The following is a 15,098-nucleotide window of genomic DNA, read 5'->3' as shown; positions in this document are numbered from 1 at the left end:
GTTTTCTCATGAGTGTGTGAACAAATCCGCCATGACCGAAAACGAATCCAGCGCACCACTGTTGCAAAACGTTGATTTGCGCACCGACCCGCAGGCAGCCGCTTACATCAAGCGCGAAACCGTGCAGGTGCAATTCGCCGTCGATTCCGGCGAATTGATCAGCCGCGAAGGCCCCAATCGTTACGCCGTGGGCGATGCGATCATCACCGGCGCCACGGGCGACCGCTGGAGCGTGTCGCGCGCCCGTTTCGAGGCGCGGTACCAAGCCCTTGCTCCAACCCTCATGGGGCAGAACGGCGCTTACATCAACCAGCCCATTCCCGTTCTGGCGCGGCAGATGCCCGCACCGTTTCGCATGGCCCGCAGCGCTGGCGGCGATCTGCTGCGCGGCAACCCCGGCGACTGGCTGCTGCAATACGCGCCGGGCGATTACGGCGTGGTGGAGCAGGGACGGTTTGCGCAGGTTTATCGGCTGCTGGGGCCAAAACCTGGGCCGAAGGGCCCGCCTTTGGCATAGGCTTCCCGCTCGAATCGGTTGGCGAGGTAGGCATCGCGCCCGCGCAGGGTTTGCCACAGGCTCTCCAGCAAATAGGCGGGCCCGAAAAATGGGCCCCAAAGCTCGTATTGCCGAACGTGCACGTGTTCGTGAGCGCGCAAGCACTGCATGGCGGGGGCGTCGACCGCGAGGATGACATGTCCCAGAGTGAGGGCGACGAGGCGATGGCGGTTGGGCAGGCGCTGCATCCAACGGCCCAGTTGGCCTCCCGTGCATTCCAGGGTGTGGCCGCTGCGACGTAGCCGGGCGCCCAGCGCACAGGCGGGTAGGGCGGCGAGCAGGCCGAGCAGCGAATAGGGCGCGGCCCAGAGCAGGCGTGGGGCCAAGGTCAGGCGGTGGCGAGAGCGGATCGGGCGCATGGGTAGACACAGGTCAGGCGGCATAGCTTAGCCGTGCTCCGGCGCTGTCGTGGTGCGGCTCGTAGACGTCATCCTGCCTACAATCGACGCAGTGTCGCAATCCTGCGGCGCAACGCTGGGGGTGCGGGGCTGCGGCAGCAGGCAGCTTCGCTGAGAGAGTCCCTTTGAACCTGATTGAGGTCATCCTCGCGCAGGGAAGCAGGGTGGGCAGCGCGCGCTTTGGCGCGCATGGCCCGGCCGGGTTTCTGCGCGAGCACGCAGAAATGGGTCATGGCAACACACACCACTTCAAGTGACGCGGCGCACGCGTCCAATGCCTCGGTTCCCGCGGCGGAACGTATTTTCACCTTCACCGATGCCGCCGCGCTGTGGTTCAGTCTGGGGGTGGGGCTGCTGGTCATGCAGGTGGGCGCGTATCTGCGTCCGGGTTTGAGCCTGCCGCAGGCGGCCGGGGCGATTGCGCTGGGGTCCTTGCTGGGCGCGGGTTTGCTGGCCTGGGTGGCGGGGATCGGCAGCCGACACGGCCTGTCGAGTTCGGCGCTGATCGGGCGCACGCTGGGGCAGCGCTTCGCCATGCTGCCCGTGGCGCTCAATGTGGTGCAACTGCTGGGCTGGACGGCGTTCGAGCTGGTGATCATGCGCGACGGCACCCGCACCATCGTCGAGCAGGTGTTCGGTGCGCGCGGGGCCTGGGTGCCCGTGGTGGCGACGCTGGCCTGGGGTTCGCTGCTGCTGGTGCTGGCCAGCGGGCGGATGATCGGGCTGGTGCGGCGCTTCGTCAGCCGCGCGGCGATGCCGCTAATCGTCGCCTCGCTGCTGTGGCTGAGCTATCAGTTCGGACTCAAGGCCTGGCAGCACGGCTTTGCCGCGCTGTGGGCGCAGCCGGGCGACGGTTCGATGAGCTTGCTGGCGGCGGTGGATCTGGTGATCGCCATGCCGGTGTCGTGGCTGCCGCTGGTGGCCGACTATGCCCGCTACGGACGCCACGCCGGCGCCACGGCGCGCGGCACCTGGCTCGGCTATGCCGCGGCGAACATCTGGTGTTACGCGCTGGGCGTGCTGGTCATCAGCGTGTCGCCTGCGAATATCGACATGCTCAGCACCCTGCTGCTGGCTCAGGGCGGGCTGATTGCGCTGGGTTTCATTTTGGTGGATGAGGTGGACAACGCTTATGGCGACGTGCATTCGGGCGCGGTATCGACCAACTTTCTCAACGGCCGCTGGAGCATTCGTCGCATTGGCATGACCTTGGTACTGCTGGCCACCGCGGCGGCGCTGGCGCTGCCGATGCACGCACTTGAGCCTTTTCTGCTCACCTTGAGTTCAATTTTCGTGCCATTGTTTGGCGTGGTGATCGCGCAGCTTGCACCGGGTTTGCCGCCGCAGAGCAACTGGCGCTGGGGGCCGATGAGCGTGTGGCTGCTGGGCATCGGCGTGTTCCAGTTGGGCACGGTGTGGTGGCCGAATTGGGGCTCGGCCCTGCCCAGCCTGGCCTTCACATTGCTGGCGGCGGGGGTGCTGCGCTGGCGCGAGGCGCGGGCGATCGAAACGGCTTAGAGCGGTAGGCGCTTCGTTGCCAAAGGCGCATAACCGTGGTTGAGCGGGCCGTGGCCGTGGCCGAGCTGCATGTCGGCCCCGGCGAGCAGCGCTTGTCGCACATAGTCCCGACCGTGCGCCACGGCATCGGCCAGCGTTTCGCCCAGGGCGAGATAGCACGCGATGGCCGAAGACAGGCTGCAGCCCGTGCCGTGGGTGTTGCGCGTGGGAATGCGCGGCGCTTCCCAGCGCCGCATCTCGCCTTCGGGCAGACGCAGCAGGTCGGTGAGCTGCGGGCCGGGCAAGTGGCCTCCCTTGAGCAGCACCGCGTGAGCGCCCAGCACATGCAGCAGATTGGCCGTGTCTTCCAGCGCGTCGGCGTTTATGGTGCCCAGTCGCAGTAGCCAGGCGGCTTCGTCGAGGTTGGGGGTGATCAGCGTGGCGAGGGGAAAGAGCTCATCGACGAGCCGGTCCACGGTGGATTCGGTGATCAGCTTGTCGCCGCTGGTGGCGACCATCACCGGGTCGAGCACCACATGGGCGAAACGATGGCGGCGAATGGCGTCGGCCACCACCCGCACCACGCCCACATCGTGCAGCATGCCGATTTTCACCGCATCCACGCCGATGTCTTCGACTACCGCGTCGATCTGCTGCGCGAGCAATTCGGGCGGCAGCGCCTGAATGGCGCGCACGCCTTGCGTGTTCTGCGCCGTGATGGCGGTGATGGCCGTCATGCCGTAGCAGCCCAGCGCCGCCATGGTCTTGAGGTCGGCCTGGATGCCGGCGCCGCCGCCGCTGTCGGAGCCAGCGATGCTGAGCACGCGGGCGTAGCGCGCTACGGCAGGGGTGTCTTGCAGGGGTTCGGTCGCGTTCATGGATGGACGAAGGTGGACGAGTCGGTGAGCAGGCGCAAGGCTTGCGCGGCGGCAGCGGGGTCGGGCGCGGCGCACAGCGCCCGCACCACGGCCAGGCCGTCGGCGCCTGCGGCCAGCACTTGCGCGGCATTGTTCAGATCGATGCCGCCAATGGCGATCAGGGGCAGATCGGTGAGGGCACGCATCGCTCGCAGCCCTTCGAGCCCGAGTGCGGGGGCGGTGTCTTGTTTGCTCGGGGTGGAAAACGCCGGGCTGACGCCGAGGTAATCCACCGGCATGTCGGCCGCCGCGCGCACCTGCTCGGGGTTTTCGACCGACAGGCCGATGAGGGCGTGCGGCATCAACCGTCGCACGTCTTCGGGCGGCAGATCGCTCTGGCCGACATGCACGCCGTCTGCGCCCACGGCCAGCGCCACATCGAGCCGGTCGTTGATGATCAGCGGCACCCCCAGCGGTGCGAGCAGGGCCTTGAGCGCGCGGGCGCGTTCGACGAAAGGCCGGGTGTCGAGCTGCTTTTCGCGCAACTGCACGCAGGTGGCTCCGCCCCTCACCGCTGCGGCGACCACGGCCTCCACGCCGCGCGGGCCGCACAGTGCGGCGTCGGTGACGAGGTGCAGCCGCAAGTCAGCCAGAGGCCAGCGACGGGCGGATTCAGTCATCGGCTTGCAGGCGCAGGCGGGCGTGGAAGGTTTCGACGTCCAGAAGTTGCAGTCCGTCGAGCAGGGCAATTTGCAACTGGCCGACGCCGCGGCCCTGTGCTTGCACTTGCTCGGCGGCGACTTCGCCGACCACGCCGAGATAGGCCATCGCGGCGACGGTGGCGTGAAACGCGTCGGGCTGCACCGCGCAGAAAGCACCGATCAGCGCCGTGGCTGAGCAGCCCACGCCGGTCACCCGGGTCATCCACGCGTGCCCGTTGGACAGACGGGCATGACGACCATCGGGCGCGAGGATGTGGTCGGTCGCCCCGCTCACGCAGACCACCGCATCCAGTCGGGAGGCCAGCGCGCGCGCGGCCTGCACCGCATCGTCCGACGCGGCGGCGCTGTCCACCCCGCGGGTGGCGGCGGCCACGCCAGCGACGCTCAGAATCTCCGAGGCGTTGCCGCGCAACACCGTGGGGCTGCCGGCGTCGAGCAGTTCCGCGATGGCCTGATTGCGATAAGGCGTGGCCCCGGCGCCCACCGGGTCGAGGATCACGGGAATGCCGCGCCCGCGTGCCGTCTGCAGCGCCATGACCATGGCTTCGATCCACTCGGGCGACAAGGTGCCGATATTGAGCACCAGGGCCTGGGCGATGCCGGTCATATCGACGACTTCTTCGCGGGCGTGCGCCATCACCGGCGCGGCGCCCAGGGCCAGCAGGGCATTGGCGTTGTAGTTCATCACCACGAAATTGGTGATGTTGTGCACCAGCGGCTGTTGCTGGCGCACGGCGAGCACATCGGCCCAGAGAGAGTCGGCATTAGGGAACGGCATGATTTTGAGCGGCGAAGTCGAGCCCTGATTATCGCCGTGCGCGGCGCGGCGGACGGCCGTCAGGCGCGGTGATAGGGATGGCCGCTGAGCAGGCTGTGGGCGCGGTAAAGCTGTTCGGCCAGCAGCACCCGCACGAGGCCGTGGGGCAGGGTGAGATCGGAGAGTCGCAGCAAGGTGTCGGCCTTCTGTTTGAGGCGCGGGGCCATGCCATCCGCCCCGCCGACGACCAGCGCGACGTCGCGGCCCTCCTGGCGCCATTGCTGCAAGGCTTCAGCCAGCGCGGCGGTGGTGAGGCGCTGACCGCGTTCATCGAGGGTGACGAGGCGCGCGCCCGAGGGCACGGCCGCCTCGATGCGCTGGGCCTCGCGTTCCATCACCGCTTCGGCGCTGATGCTGGAGCTGCGCGCCTCTGCCTTGATCTCCTTGAGCAGCAGGGGGGTTTCGGGCGGCAGGCGCTTGGCGTAGTCGGCATAGGCGTCATCTACCCAGCGCGGCATGCGCTGGCCCACGGCGAGCAGCCAGAGTTTCATGCGGGGTCCGACCGCGGGTCAGCCAGCCGCGTAATGTTCACGAGACGGTCACGAAGCGGTCAGGAGGCCCGCTTTTTGGCCGCAACGCGCTTGGTCGGCGCTGGGGACGCGGCTTTCTTGGCCGCGGGGCGCTTGGCCGCAGCGGCGGTGGTTTTACGCGCGGCTGGTCGTTTGGCGGCAACCGGCGCTTCGGCGGGCTGTGCCCGCTTGCGGGCTGGAGCCGCTGGGGCGGAGCGAGCGCCCGCAGCCGTGCCGACCACGCGGGTCACGCGTTTTTTCTCGGTGCTGGTTTCGCCATACGGCGAGGTGCGTGCGGGGGCGGTTTTCGCCGCGGCCTTCTTGGCGGCCGGGCGCTTGCGGGCGACGGTTTTACTGGCCGCGCTCTTGCTGGGTGCGGTTTTGCGAGTCGACGCCTTGGTGTCGTCTTCGGGCTTATCGGGGCGACTGTCCGGACCCTTGGCGGCCACTTTCGCGCCGACCCGCCTGGCGCCGCCGAGTTTGAGGTGAACCGGCTTGGCGCCCCACAGTTCTTCGAGCTTGTAATACGCACGAATCGCCGGCTGCATGATGTGCACCACCGCTCCGCCGCAGTCCACCAGCACCCACTCGCCGGTCTCTTCGCCTTCGGGGTTGCGCACCGCGAATCCGGCGGCTTTCACGCTGTCGCGCACACTGCTGGCCAGGGCGCGCGTCTGGCGGTTGGACGTGCCGCTGGCGACGATGACCCGGTCGAACAGGCTGGTGAGTTCTTCGGTGTTGAACACCTCGATGTCCTGGGCCTTGACGTCTTCGAGGGCGTCGACGATGGTGCGTTGCAGTTTGCGGATATCCATGCTGATGAGTGCGTTATGAATGCGTGTAAAGGCGATGTTGATCAATGTAGTGTGCCACAGCGGCAGGCGCCAGCCCGGCGAGCGATTCGCCTTGGGCGATGCTGTGACGGATGCGCGTGGCCGAGAGGTCGATCTCGGGCATGGACAGCCGGTGCAGGCGATGCCCGCTGGCGGCCAGGGCTTCGAGAAGTTGAGGCGGCGCCTGGTCGTCGTAGCCCGGTCGGCGAGCAGCGGCCAGATCGACTTCGGCCACGATGTATTCCCAGCCGTTCCAGGTTGGAAGGTTGCGCAACTGATCGGCCCCCAGAATGAAGGTGAACGCCGCGTCTGAGTGCACGGCGCGCAACTCGCGCACGGTGTCGATGGTGTAGCTCGGCCCCTGGCGCTTGAGCTCGATGTCGCAGGCGCGCAGGCCGGGGCGCCCGGCGATGGCGAGATTCACCATGTCCCAACGCTGTTGCGGGCTCGCCGCCAGCGGGTCGCGCTGCCAGGGCTGCCCGGCGGGGATGAACCAGACGGCGTCGAGCGCCAACTCGGTGCAGGCGCTCTGCGCGAGTTGCAGGTGCGCGTTGTGAACCGGGTCGAAACTGCCGCCGAGCAAGCCGATGCGCCGGGGCGTTGCCGAGACGACGCCACTCATGCAGCGGCCCAGTCCCGCGGCTTGAGAAACGTGTCGTACAGCTGCGCCTCGGGCGAGCCCGCCTCGGGGTGCCAGTCGTAGCGCCACTTCACGATGGGCGGCATGGACATGAGGATGGATTCGGTGCGCCCGCCCGACTGAAGGCCGAAGTGCGTGCCCCGGTCCCACACCAGATTGAACTCGACATAGCGCCCGCGGCGGTAAGCCTGGAAGTCGCGCTCGCGCTCGCCATAGGGCAGGGCGCGACGCCGCTCGACCAGCGGCAGATAGGCGGGCAGGAAGGCATCGCCCACGGCGCGCATCAGGGCGAAACCCTGCTCGAAGCCGCCCTCGTTGTAATCATCAAAAAACACGCCGCCGATGCCGCGCGGTTCGTTGCGATGTTTGAGAAAGAAGTACTCGTCGCACCAGGTCTTGAAGCGCGGATAGTGGTCGTCGCCGAACGGCGCAAGCGCGGCCTGGCAGGTGCGGTGAAAGTGGCGGGCGTCGTCTTCGAAGCCGTAATAAGGCGTGAGATCCATGCCGCCGCCGAACCACGCCACCGGCGCCTGGCCTTCGGGCTGGGCCATGAGCATGCGCACATTCATGTGCACCGTCGGCACATACGGGTTGGTCGGGTGGAACACCAGCGAAATGCCCAGCGCTTCAAACGGGGCCCCCGCCAGTTCGGGCCGGTGCTGCGTGGCTGAAGGCGGCAGCTTGGGGCCGCGCACATGCGAAAAGTTGCAGCCCCCGCGCTCGAGCAGACCGCCAAACTCGATCAGACTGCTGATGCCTTCGCCCTGCAGCGGCGAGTCGGCCGGGCGCGTCCACGTATCGCGGCGAAAGGGCTGACCGTCCGCGGCTTGTAGCGCTTCGAGGATGCGGGCCTGGAGATCGAGAAGGTAAGAGCGGACCTGTTCGGTTTGCATAGCGGCGGTTTGCATGACGGTAAAACCCGCGCCATGCGCCGGGCTCATTTCAGAAGGTCACAATTCTTTCACGATTACCGAGCGCCCGACGCGCAAAACAAAAGCCCAGGCGCTGGCCTGGGCTTGGGTGTATGGTGGACCGAAGGAGGATCGAACTCCCGACCTCTGCATTGCGAACGCAGCGCTCTCCCAGCTGAGCTATCGGCCCGAAAACAAAATCATAACCGACGCCGGGAAGCGGGATCGATTGCCGGGGGCGGGACGATTGGTAACGAACGGTATCTCAGGTGGTGAGGTGCGACTTCCCGGCCTACCATCAAGCCGTCATAAATCCGTAGTCGAACCCGATGGGGTGGGATGATGCGTTACGACGCTGCGGTGCTCGACCGCCAATTCAACAATCGTGAGCTGGTGCCCGACTGGGCCGACTATCTCGCGCGCTGGAAGCGCGACTCGCAGGAGGCGCGGTTGAACTGGCCCTGCCTGCTCGATCTGCCGTATGGCGATTCGATTGCGCAGACGCTGGACTGGTTCGCCCCGGCCGCGACGGGGTTGGCGCCCTGTCTGGTGTTCATCCACGGGGGCTGGTGGCGTTCGCTGGACAAGGCTGATCACAGTTTCATCGCGCCGCCGTTCGTGGCGCGCGGGGTGCATGTGGTGGTGGTGAATTACGCGCTCGCCCCCGGGGCGACTTTGCAGCAGATCGTGGGCGATGTGGTGCAGGCGCTGGCGTGGGTCTGGCGCCGGGCGGAAGACTTTGGTGTGGATCGTTCGCGCATCGTGCTGGCAGGGCATTCTGCAGGTGCGCATCTGGCGGCCATGATGCTGGCCTGCCGCTTCGATTGGTACGGCGACGATCTGCCGGCCCAGATTCCGTCAGGGGCTCTCGCGTTGTCGGGGGTGTACGACCTTGAGGCGGTGCGCAAGACGGCGTTTTTGCAGCGCGACCTGAAGCTCACGCAACATTCGGCGCGGGCGATGTCGCCGGCGTGGTTGCCCCCCGCCGGGCCGGCTGCGCTGGCCTTGGCGGTGGGCGCTGACGAGTCGGAGGCTTTTCACGCGCAGGCCCGGTTGATGCACCGCCACTGGCCCGGATCGGGCAAGACGCTGGTCGTTCCGGGCGCGCATCACTTTTCGGCCCTGGACGCGTTGGCGCAACCGGGGTCTGCGTTGCATAGCCGTCTGTGGGATCTGATCGGTACGCGAGAGCGCGATCGCGCGAGCGAAACCGCCGATTCCGCCGCCGCCGCCAATACCGCCAATACCGCGCAAGACCTCACTCCGGCCGATTGAGCCCGCCCTGTTGCGACTCCAGCACCCGCAGCAGGCTGGAGGTGTCGTCCCGGCCCCAGCCTGATTGCATCAGCGCTTCGAGCTGGCGCAGCACCTGTTCCAGCGCGGGCAGACGCAGCCCGGCGGCTTGGGCCGATGCGGCGATCAGACCGAAGTCCTTGGCGTGCAGCCGGGCTTCGATGCCCGCGGCGAAATCGCGTTCGGCCATTTTCGGACCCATCAGATCGAGCATGCGGCTGCCGGCAAAACCTGTGGAAATAGCGCCAAGCACCGCTTGGGTCTCCACGCCTTGCCGCGCGGCATACAGCAAAGCCTCGGCGATGGCTTCGATGGTGACGACCTGAATGAGTTGATTGCAGGCCTTGGCCACCTGGCCGCTGCCGCTAGGCCCGACGTGGCGCACGTTTTGGCCCAAGGCGCGCAGCAAAGGAAGGGCGCGGGCGAACACCTCGGCATCGCCGCCGACCATGATGCTCAGGCTGGCCTCGCGCGCGCCGCGCACGCCGCCCGACACGGGGGCGTCGAGAAAATGCAGCCCGGCGGCCTGCAGGGCCTGCCCGATTTCACGCGCCCCTTCCGGTGAGATGGTGCTGTGGTCGATGCACACCGCGCCGGGCTGTGCGCCATGCACAGCGCCCTCCGGGCCGCAGAGCACGTTGCGCACGTCTTCGGTCGAGGTGACGTTGGTGAAGATGAACTCGGCGCCGCTCGCGGCCTGCGCAGGGCTGGAGCAGAGATGAACGCCCAGCTCGGCCGCGGCAGCGCGGCTGCTGTCGCTGCGGGCATAGGCTTTGGCGTTGCAGCCCAGTTGCAGCAAATGGCCCAGCATGGGCGCACCCATGGCACCCAGGCCGATGAAAGCAATTGAAGTCGTCATGTCGGGCAAGTTAGAGTTTGATTTGTCTTTGCTGCACCGCCTCAAAATATCGGTAAAGGTGGACGACAGGGCGGGCGGTATAACGGCGGAATAGGGGCCTTCTATGGCCGGAATTGAAAGTGTCCATTGGACGTTCAGGGACGCGTTCTCTACAGTGTGCACTGCAACATAAATGAAGGTAAAACCTTCTCTACAAGGTCGGCAACAGCCGAACGTCAACAGCAACCTCAAGGAGTTTCACATGTCTTTGATCAACACTGAAGTCAAGCCTTTCAAGGCCACCGCTTTCCAGAACGGCAAGTTTTTCGAAGTGACCGAAGCCAGCCTGAAGGGCAAATGGTCGGTCGTGGTGTTCTACCCCGCCGACTTCACCTTTGTTTGCCCGACCGAACTTGAAGACCTGGCCGACAACTACGACACCTTCAAATCCCTCGGAGTGGAAGTGTATGGCGCGTCCACCGACACCCATTTCGCTCACAAGGCCTGGCACGACACCTCCGAAGCGATCAAGAAGGTGAAGTTCCCGCTGATCGGCGACCCGACCGGCGCGCTGACCCGCAATTTCGATGTGATGATCGAAGAAGAAGGCCTAGCGCTGCGCGGCACCTTCCTGATCAACCCGGAAGGCGTGATCAAGCTGTGCGAAATTCATGACAACGGCATCGGACGTGACGCCAAGGAGCTGCTGCGTAAGGTTCAGGCCGCGCAGTATGTGGCTGCACACCCCGGCGAAGTCTGCCCGGCCAAGTGGAAGGAAGGCGCGGCCACGCTGAAGCCTTCGCTGGATCTGGTCGGCAAGATCTGATCTTCGGCCCCTCGCTGCGCCTGACCCGGCGGTCGTCGGGTCAGATAGCAGCCCTTTGAATCGGCGCACTGCGCACGGCGATCTGCCGGCGAAGCAGAAGCCTGTTCCTGCCCGAACCCCACCCGCACCCCGAGGGAGCACGCCATGCTCGACGATACCCTGCTTTCCCAACTCAAGGCCTACCTGGAGCGAGTCTCTCAGCCATTCTCCCTTGTCGCCTCTCTGGACGATAGCGAGAACGCGGCGCAGATGCGCACCCTGCTGGAGCAGATCACGAGCCTGTCCGACAAGATTTCGGTGCGGTTCGACGGCACCGACGCGCGGCGCCCGTCCTTCGCCCTGGAGCGTGTCTCGGGCCCGGCGCAGCATCTGCGGTTTGCCGCGATTCCTCTGGGCCATGAGTTCACCTCGCTGGTGCTGGCGTTGTTGTGGACCGGTGGGCATCCGCCCAAGGTCGAGGCGGAGACCCTTGAGGCGATTCGCCAGCTCGACGGCGACTATCGCTTCGAGGTGTATATGTCGCTGAGCTGCCATAACTGTCCGGATGTGGTGCAGGCGCTCTCGCTCATGGCGGTGCTCAACCCGCGGGTACAGACCGTGGTGATCGACGGCGGGCTGTATCAGGGCGAGGTCGAGTCGCGGCAGATCATGGCCGTGCCTACGGTGTACCTCAATGGCGAGCTGTTCGCCAGCGGGCGCATGGATGTGGCCGAGATCGTCGCCAAGCTCGATACCGGCTCTGCCGAGCGCGACGCCGCCAAGCTCAACGCCAAAGAGCCTTACGACGTGCTGATTGTGGGCGGTGGCCCCGCTGGCGCGGCTGCCGCGGTTTACGCCGCGCGCAAGGGCATTCGCGTGGGGCTGGCGGCGGAGCGTTTCGGCGGGCAGGTGAACGACACGCTCGCCATTGAAAACTACATCTCGGTGCTGGAAACCGATGGCCCGAAATTCGGCATGGCGCTCGAAGCGCACGTGCGGCAGTACGGCGTGGAGATCCTCAATCAACAGCGCGCCGAAAAGCTCATTGCCGCGGAGCAGGAAGGTGGGTTGATCGGTGTGCAGTTTGCCCATGGCGGCCGCCTGCAGGCGCGCAGCGTCATCCTCTGCACCGGCGCACGCTGGCGCAACGTGAACGTGCCGGGCGAAGCGCAGTATCGCAACAAGGGCGTGGCGTACTGCCCACATTGCGACGGCCCGCTGTTCAAGGGCAAGCGGGTGAGCGTGATCGGCGGGGGCAACTCGGGCGTGGAAGCTGCCATCGATCTGGCGGGTCTGGTGGCGCATGTCACTCTGCTGGAATTCGCGCCCGAACTGCGCGCCGACGCGGTGCTGGTGAGCAAGCTGCGCAGTCTGCCCAACGTCACCATTCACACCAACGCGCAAACCACCGAAATCACCGGCGACGGCAGCAAGGTGAACGGCCTGAACTACACCGACCGCGCCACGGGTGGCAGCCAGCATCTGGCGCTCGAAGGCGTGTTCGTACAGATCGGCCTGGTGCCCAACACCGAGTGGCTCAAGGGCGTGGTCGAACTCAGTCGTTTCGGCGAAATCGTGGTGGATGCCAAAGGCCAGACCTCGGCGCCCGGCGTCATGGCTGCGGGCGATGTGACGACCGTGCCCTACAAGCAGATCGTCATTGCCGCGGGTGATGGCGCCAAGGCCGCGCTCAGCGCCTTTGACTATCTCATCCGCACCCCGGCGCCGCAGATGGCCGAAGCTGCGGTGGCTTGAACCCGGCTTGAATCGACCGACATGCGGGGCAGGCCGTCGATACACTTGTGCAGCCTTCTGACTTTGTGAGAACCGACATGCTGTTGATGGTCCTGTCCCCCGCCAAATCGCTCGACTACACCACCCCGCCCACCACGTCCGTCGCCACCCAGCCTCAGTTCATCCTGCAGGCCAAGGTGCTGGTGGACGGGCTGCGCAGGCAAAGCCCGCAGCAGCTCGGCGCGCTCATGGGCATTTCCGACAAGCTCGCCGCGCTCAATGCGGCGCGCTTTGCCGAATGGCGGCCCAGCTTTACTCCGGAAGACAGCAAGCAGGCGGTGCTGGCATTCAATGGCGATGTGTACGAAGGGCTAGACGCCAGCAGTCTGAGCAAAGCCGATCTGCAATGGGCGCAGCAGCATCTGCGCGTGCTCAGCGGTCTCTATGGCGTATTACGCCCGCTCGATCTCATGCGCCCCTACCGTCTGGAGATGGGCACAGCCTGGCCCAATGCCAAGGGCAAGGATTTGTACGCCTACTGGGGGACGCAGATCGCCGAAAACCTCAACGCCGAGTTGGCTGGCGGCAAGGGCGAGCCGGTGCTGGTGAATCTGGCTTCCGATGAATACTTCCGCAGCGTGGATCGCAAGGCGCTCAAGGCGCGCGTGGTGCAGCCGGTGTTTCAGGACGGGACGCCGCAAACCGGCTACAAAATCGTGAGCTTTTACGCCAAGCGCGCGCGCGGGCTGATGGCGCGTTACGTCATTGAGCATCGCTTGGCTCAGGTGGATGCGCTCAAGGCCTTCGACAGCGACGGCTATCGATTCGTGCCCGAGGCCTCAAAGGCTGATCAGTGGGTTTTCCGCCGCGACAAGGTTGCCGCATGAACGCATCGCCGGTTTTGACGGTATATGGTTTGAGCCAGTGCGACACCGTCAAACGGGCGCGGCAGTGGCTGCAGGCGCAGGGTGTGGATTTTCAGTTTGTCGATTTCAAGAAAACCCCGCCCAGTGCCGCGCAGATTTCAGCCTGGACCGAGGCCGCAGGCTGGGAGGCGCTGCTGAACAAGCGCGGCACCACCTGGCGCAAGCTCGATGCGGCCATGCAGGCCCGCGTGGTCGATGCGCCCAGCGCGGCGGCGGTTCTGGCGCAGTATCCCAGTGCCATCAAGCGGCCCGTGGTCGAGGCCGACGGGCAGCTTCTGGTCGGGTTTGACGAAGCAGCCTGGCGCGCCGCGCTATCCCCGTTCTTGCAGCCGTACTCATGACAAGCGCCGGGCGAGTTCACTGCCCAGCGCCAGCAGGGTGAGGGTGGGCGGCAGCCCCCAGGGCTCGGGAATGACCGAGGCGTCGCACACATGCAGATTCGGGCTATGGCAGCTCAGGCGTTCGTCGAGCATCTCGCCCAGGCGCACGCTGCCGCCGGGGTGCGCGGCCACCCAGGGCGACACATAAGGCTTGCCCGAACCGGCGGCCTTCAGCACCGCGCGCGCCTGCTTCACGCCCGCGCGCATTTTCAGCCGGTCGCCCGGCCCAAAGCGCCGCCAGGGGCGCCCGTGCGGGTCGATGCGGCCTTCGATGTCGTCGCGGATTTTCACCATGATCATCGCCGTGCGGCCGTAGCTGAGCAACTGGTCGGGCCGACCGGCCGCCCAGGTGAAGGCGCGGAAAAAGTTGGCCGGAACGGTGATGTCCGACAGCATGTAGCCCGCGTCGGCGTTGAAATATCCCGCCGACATGGAGATGTCGTGCGCGCGCCGCGGGGCCGACACATGGCCCATGACAATGCGCAGCGGGTCGCAGAAAAAGCCGTCACCCGCCTGCTCCACGCCGCTGTGCTGCAGGATGGCCGGGCTGGCAATGCCGCCGGCACTCAGAATGACCCGTCCTGCCCGGAGGATTTGCGCCGCGCCGCCCTGGTGTTGCGCTTCCACCCCGATGGCCCGGCCCTGGTCGAACAGCACGCGCGTGACCCGAACGCCGGTCTGCAGATCCGCGCCGTGGCTGACCGCCTGCTGCAACAGCGTCTGCGCCGACCAGAAGGCCTCCGGCCGGCAGATGCCCTGTGCGCAGCGCGATTGGTCGATCATCTTGGGCAGCGGCTGCCAGGGCAGACCCAGAGACTGTCCGGCCTGCATCAGCAGAGAGGGAATCGGCGTGAGCAGATCGTCGCGCAAAGGGGCATGCGGCAGTTCGGACTGCACCCGTTCGAGCGCGGCGGCAAGGTCGATGCCGTGACGGGCAAACATCGCCAGCGGCGGGGGCGTGGCGGTGTGATAGAAGGTGACCGATCCGCCGCCCACCCGCAGGCTGCGCAGCAGCACCACGCCCGGCGCGATGTGCATCGCCTCCTTGCGGCGTAGCAGCTTGAGAAGCTGGGTGCCAGGCGGCGGGCCAGAGCCCTGTTCCAGAATGCGCACCCGCGCACCGGTGCGCGCCAGATCGCGCGCCACCATGGCGCCCGCCGGACCCGATCCGACCACGAGAACGTCGGGGATCGGCGCGGCGTCAGTCATGCGGGCGCGCTGTGGCGAGAGCGCTCAGAGGGTGTGAATGAATCCGGCGTGGCCGAGCAACGTGCCCAAACGCCTCCGATCAAGGCGCAAAGCACAGCCGTGCCCGTCGGCACGGCGCGCATTTGCAACGCCGAGCGGGGGTGTTTGGGCGCGAGGAGCGGGCATGGCGGATT

Annotated in this window: 18 protein-coding genes and 1 tRNA gene; 8 read left to right on the top strand and 11 right to left on the bottom strand. The window is 66.4% G+C overall.

What is annotated here, in order from left to right; genetic code table 11:
* Window positions 1–31 precede the first annotated feature (31 nt).
* Window positions 32–517, top strand: a complete 486-nt coding sequence (locus AC2VLV_RS09820; protein ID WP_486989805.1) for a PGDYG domain-containing protein — start codon at window positions 32–34, stop codon at window positions 515–517.
* Here the strand turns inward: AC2VLV_RS09820 and AC2VLV_RS09815 are convergent.
* Window positions 466–915 (bottom strand): signal peptide prediction, encoded by a 450-nt coding sequence (locus tag AC2VLV_RS09815; RefSeq protein WP_486989804.1) that lies wholly within the window; start codon window positions 913–915, stop codon window positions 466–468. The two genes, AC2VLV_RS09820 and AC2VLV_RS09815, sit on opposite strands and share 52 nt — an antisense overlap.
* A gap of 164 nt (window positions 916–1,079) precedes the next feature.
* Between AC2VLV_RS09815 and AC2VLV_RS09810 the strand changes: the two genes are divergently transcribed.
* Together AC2VLV_RS09810 and AC2VLV_RS09805 are read left to right on the top strand one after the other, a co-directional pair.
* A complete protein-coding gene (locus AC2VLV_RS09810; RefSeq protein ID WP_486989803.1) occupies window positions 1,080–1,211 on the top strand; it encodes a hypothetical protein in 132 nt (43 codons plus the stop codon).
* Complete coding sequence (locus AC2VLV_RS09805) at window positions 1,186–2,472, top strand: purine-cytosine permease family protein (protein WP_486989802.1); 1,287 nt, start codon at window positions 1,186–1,188, stop codon at window positions 2,470–2,472. The genes AC2VLV_RS09810 and AC2VLV_RS09805 overlap by 26 nt, the downstream gene beginning before the upstream one ends.
* On the opposite strand, the gene thiD is transcribed toward AC2VLV_RS09805, so the two are convergent.
* The 8 genes from thiD to AC2VLV_RS09765 form a co-directional block, all read right to left on the bottom strand.
* Window positions 2,469–3,329 carry a bifunctional hydroxymethylpyrimidine kinase/phosphomethylpyrimidine kinase gene (gene thiD, locus AC2VLV_RS09800; RefSeq protein WP_486989801.1) on the bottom strand — a complete coding sequence of 287 codons (861 nt, stop codon included), beginning with the start codon at window positions 3,327–3,329 and terminating at the stop codon, window positions 2,469–2,471. The genes AC2VLV_RS09805 and thiD overlap by 4 nt on opposite strands.
* Window positions 3,326–3,988 (bottom strand): thiamine phosphate synthase, encoded by a 663-nt coding sequence (thiE, locus tag AC2VLV_RS09795; RefSeq protein ID WP_486989800.1) that lies wholly within the window; start codon window positions 3,986–3,988, stop codon window positions 3,326–3,328. The genes thiD and thiE overlap by 4 nt, the downstream gene beginning before the upstream one ends.
* Window positions 3,981–4,808, bottom strand: coding sequence for a hydroxyethylthiazole kinase (gene thiM, locus AC2VLV_RS09790; RefSeq protein ID WP_486989799.1), 828 nt, complete (start codon window positions 4,806–4,808; stop codon window positions 3,981–3,983). Before thiM ends, thiE begins: the two co-directional genes overlap by 8 nt.
* Before the next feature lie 59 nt (window positions 4,809–4,867).
* Entirely contained in the window at window positions 4,868–5,338 is a 471-nt protein-coding gene (gene rlmH / locus AC2VLV_RS09785; RefSeq protein WP_486989798.1) for a 23S rRNA (pseudouridine(1915)-N(3))-methyltransferase RlmH, read from the bottom strand.
* 59 nt (window positions 5,339–5,397) lie between these two features.
* A complete protein-coding gene (gene rsfS, locus AC2VLV_RS09780; protein ID WP_486989797.1) occupies window positions 5,398–6,171 on the bottom strand; it encodes a ribosome silencing factor in 774 nt (257 codons plus the stop codon).
* A 13-nt stretch (window positions 6,172–6,184) separates the two neighbouring features.
* Window positions 6,185–6,811 (bottom strand): nicotinate-nucleotide adenylyltransferase, encoded by a 627-nt coding sequence (gene nadD / locus AC2VLV_RS09775; protein ID WP_486989796.1) that lies wholly within the window; start codon window positions 6,809–6,811, stop codon window positions 6,185–6,187.
* Complete coding sequence (hemF, locus tag AC2VLV_RS09770) at window positions 6,808–7,737, bottom strand: oxygen-dependent coproporphyrinogen oxidase (RefSeq protein WP_486989795.1); 930 nt, start codon at window positions 7,735–7,737, stop codon at window positions 6,808–6,810. The genes nadD and hemF overlap by 4 nt, the downstream gene beginning before the upstream one ends.
* Before the next feature lie 117 nt (window positions 7,738–7,854).
* Window positions 7,855–7,930, bottom strand: a tRNA-Ala gene (locus AC2VLV_RS09765).
* Between the two features lie 149 nt (window positions 7,931–8,079).
* Here AC2VLV_RS09765 and AC2VLV_RS09760 point away from each other — a divergent pair.
* Window positions 8,080–9,015 carry an alpha/beta hydrolase gene (locus AC2VLV_RS09760; RefSeq protein WP_486989794.1) on the top strand — a complete coding sequence of 312 codons (936 nt, stop codon included), beginning with the start codon at window positions 8,080–8,082 and terminating at the stop codon, window positions 9,013–9,015.
* Here the strand turns inward: AC2VLV_RS09760 and AC2VLV_RS09755 are convergent.
* On the bottom strand, window positions 8,999–9,892 hold the full coding sequence (locus AC2VLV_RS09755) for an NAD(P)-dependent oxidoreductase (RefSeq protein ID WP_486989793.1): 894 nt from the start codon (window positions 9,890–9,892) through the stop codon (window positions 8,999–9,001). The two genes, AC2VLV_RS09760 and AC2VLV_RS09755, sit on opposite strands and share 17 nt — an antisense overlap.
* Before the next feature lie 241 nt (window positions 9,893–10,133).
* Here AC2VLV_RS09755 and ahpC point away from each other — a divergent pair, with 241 nt between their 5' ends.
* The 4 genes from ahpC (at window position 10,134) to AC2VLV_RS09735 (ending at window position 13,677) form a co-directional block, all read left to right on the top strand.
* Complete coding sequence (ahpC, locus tag AC2VLV_RS09750) at window positions 10,134–10,697, top strand: alkyl hydroperoxide reductase subunit C (RefSeq protein ID WP_486989792.1); 564 nt, start codon at window positions 10,134–10,136, stop codon at window positions 10,695–10,697.
* A 144-nt stretch (window positions 10,698–10,841) separates the two neighbouring features.
* The gene (ahpF, locus tag AC2VLV_RS09745; RefSeq protein WP_486989791.1) at window positions 10,842–12,431 is read left to right on the top strand and encodes an alkyl hydroperoxide reductase subunit F; all 1,590 of its coding nucleotides are present in this window, start codon (window positions 10,842–10,844) and stop codon (window positions 12,429–12,431) included.
* Between the two features lie 80 nt (window positions 12,432–12,511).
* Window positions 12,512–13,297: a peroxide stress protein YaaA gene (yaaA, locus tag AC2VLV_RS09740; RefSeq protein WP_486989820.1), complete on the top strand. Its 786-nt coding sequence runs from the start codon at window positions 12,512–12,514 to the stop codon at window positions 13,295–13,297.
* Window positions 13,294–13,677, top strand: coding sequence for an arsenate reductase (locus AC2VLV_RS09735; RefSeq protein WP_486989790.1), 384 nt, complete (start codon window positions 13,294–13,296; stop codon window positions 13,675–13,677). The genes yaaA and AC2VLV_RS09735 overlap by 4 nt, the downstream gene beginning before the upstream one ends.
* Here AC2VLV_RS09735 and AC2VLV_RS09730 read toward each other — a convergent pair.
* Window positions 13,672–14,925, bottom strand: coding sequence for a GMC family oxidoreductase N-terminal domain-containing protein (locus tag AC2VLV_RS09730; RefSeq protein WP_486989789.1), 1,254 nt, complete (start codon window positions 14,923–14,925; stop codon window positions 13,672–13,674). The two genes, AC2VLV_RS09735 and AC2VLV_RS09730, sit on opposite strands and share 6 nt — an antisense overlap.
* Window positions 14,926–15,098 lie beyond the last annotated feature (173 nt).

This window comes from Thiomonas sp. TH-17 (assembly GCF_057473305.1).
The sequence above is the reverse complement of the archived record's forward strand: the minus strand, read 5'-3'. Positions and strand labels throughout refer to the sequence as shown.

Bases quoted from the DNA above. Each gene is read 5' to 3' on its own strand.
- AC2VLV_RS09755 (WP_486989793.1), bottom strand. From the start codon at position 9,892: ATGACGACTTCAATTGCTTTCATCGGCCTGGGTGCCATGGGTGCGCCC.
- AC2VLV_RS09760 (WP_486989794.1), top strand. From the start codon at position 8,080: ATGATGCGTTACGACGCTGCGGTGCTCGACCGCCAATTCAACAATCGT.
- rsfS (WP_486989797.1), bottom strand. From the start codon at position 6,171: ATGGATATCCGCAAACTGCAACGCACCATCGTCGACGCCCTCGAAGAC.
- hemF (WP_486989795.1), bottom strand. From the start codon at position 7,737: ATGCAAACCGCCGCTATGCAAACCGAACAGGTCCGCTCTTACCTTCTC.
- AC2VLV_RS09805 (WP_486989802.1), top strand. From the start codon at position 1,186: ATGGCAACACACACCACTTCAAGTGACGCGGCGCACGCGTCCAATGCC.
- thiD (WP_486989801.1), bottom strand. From the start codon at position 3,329: ATGAACGCGACCGAACCCCTGCAAGACACCCCTGCCGTAGCGCGCTAC.
- AC2VLV_RS09820 (WP_486989805.1), top strand. From the start codon at position 32: ATGACCGAAAACGAATCCAGCGCACCACTGTTGCAAAACGTTGATTTG.
- AC2VLV_RS09815 (WP_486989804.1), bottom strand. From the start codon at position 915: ATGCGCCCGATCCGCTCTCGCCACCGCCTGACCTTGGCCCCACGCCTG.
- thiM (WP_486989799.1), bottom strand. From the start codon at position 4,808: ATGCCGTTCCCTAATGCCGACTCTCTCTGGGCCGATGTGCTCGCCGTG.
- AC2VLV_RS09735 (WP_486989790.1), top strand. From the start codon at position 13,294: ATGAACGCATCGCCGGTTTTGACGGTATATGGTTTGAGCCAGTGCGAC.
- nadD (WP_486989796.1), bottom strand. From the start codon at position 6,811: ATGAGTGGCGTCGTCTCGGCAACGCCCCGGCGCATCGGCTTGCTCGGC.
- rlmH (WP_486989798.1), bottom strand. From the start codon at position 5,338: ATGAAACTCTGGCTGCTCGCCGTGGGCCAGCGCATGCCGCGCTGGGTA.
- thiE (WP_486989800.1), bottom strand. From the start codon at position 3,988: ATGACTGAATCCGCCCGTCGCTGGCCTCTGGCTGACTTGCGGCTGCAC.
- AC2VLV_RS09730 (WP_486989789.1), bottom strand. From the start codon at position 14,925: ATGACTGACGCCGCGCCGATCCCCGACGTTCTCGTGGTCGGATCGGGT.
- ahpC (WP_486989792.1), top strand. From the start codon at position 10,134: ATGTCTTTGATCAACACTGAAGTCAAGCCTTTCAAGGCCACCGCTTTC.
- ahpF (WP_486989791.1), top strand. From the start codon at position 10,842: ATGCTCGACGATACCCTGCTTTCCCAACTCAAGGCCTACCTGGAGCGA.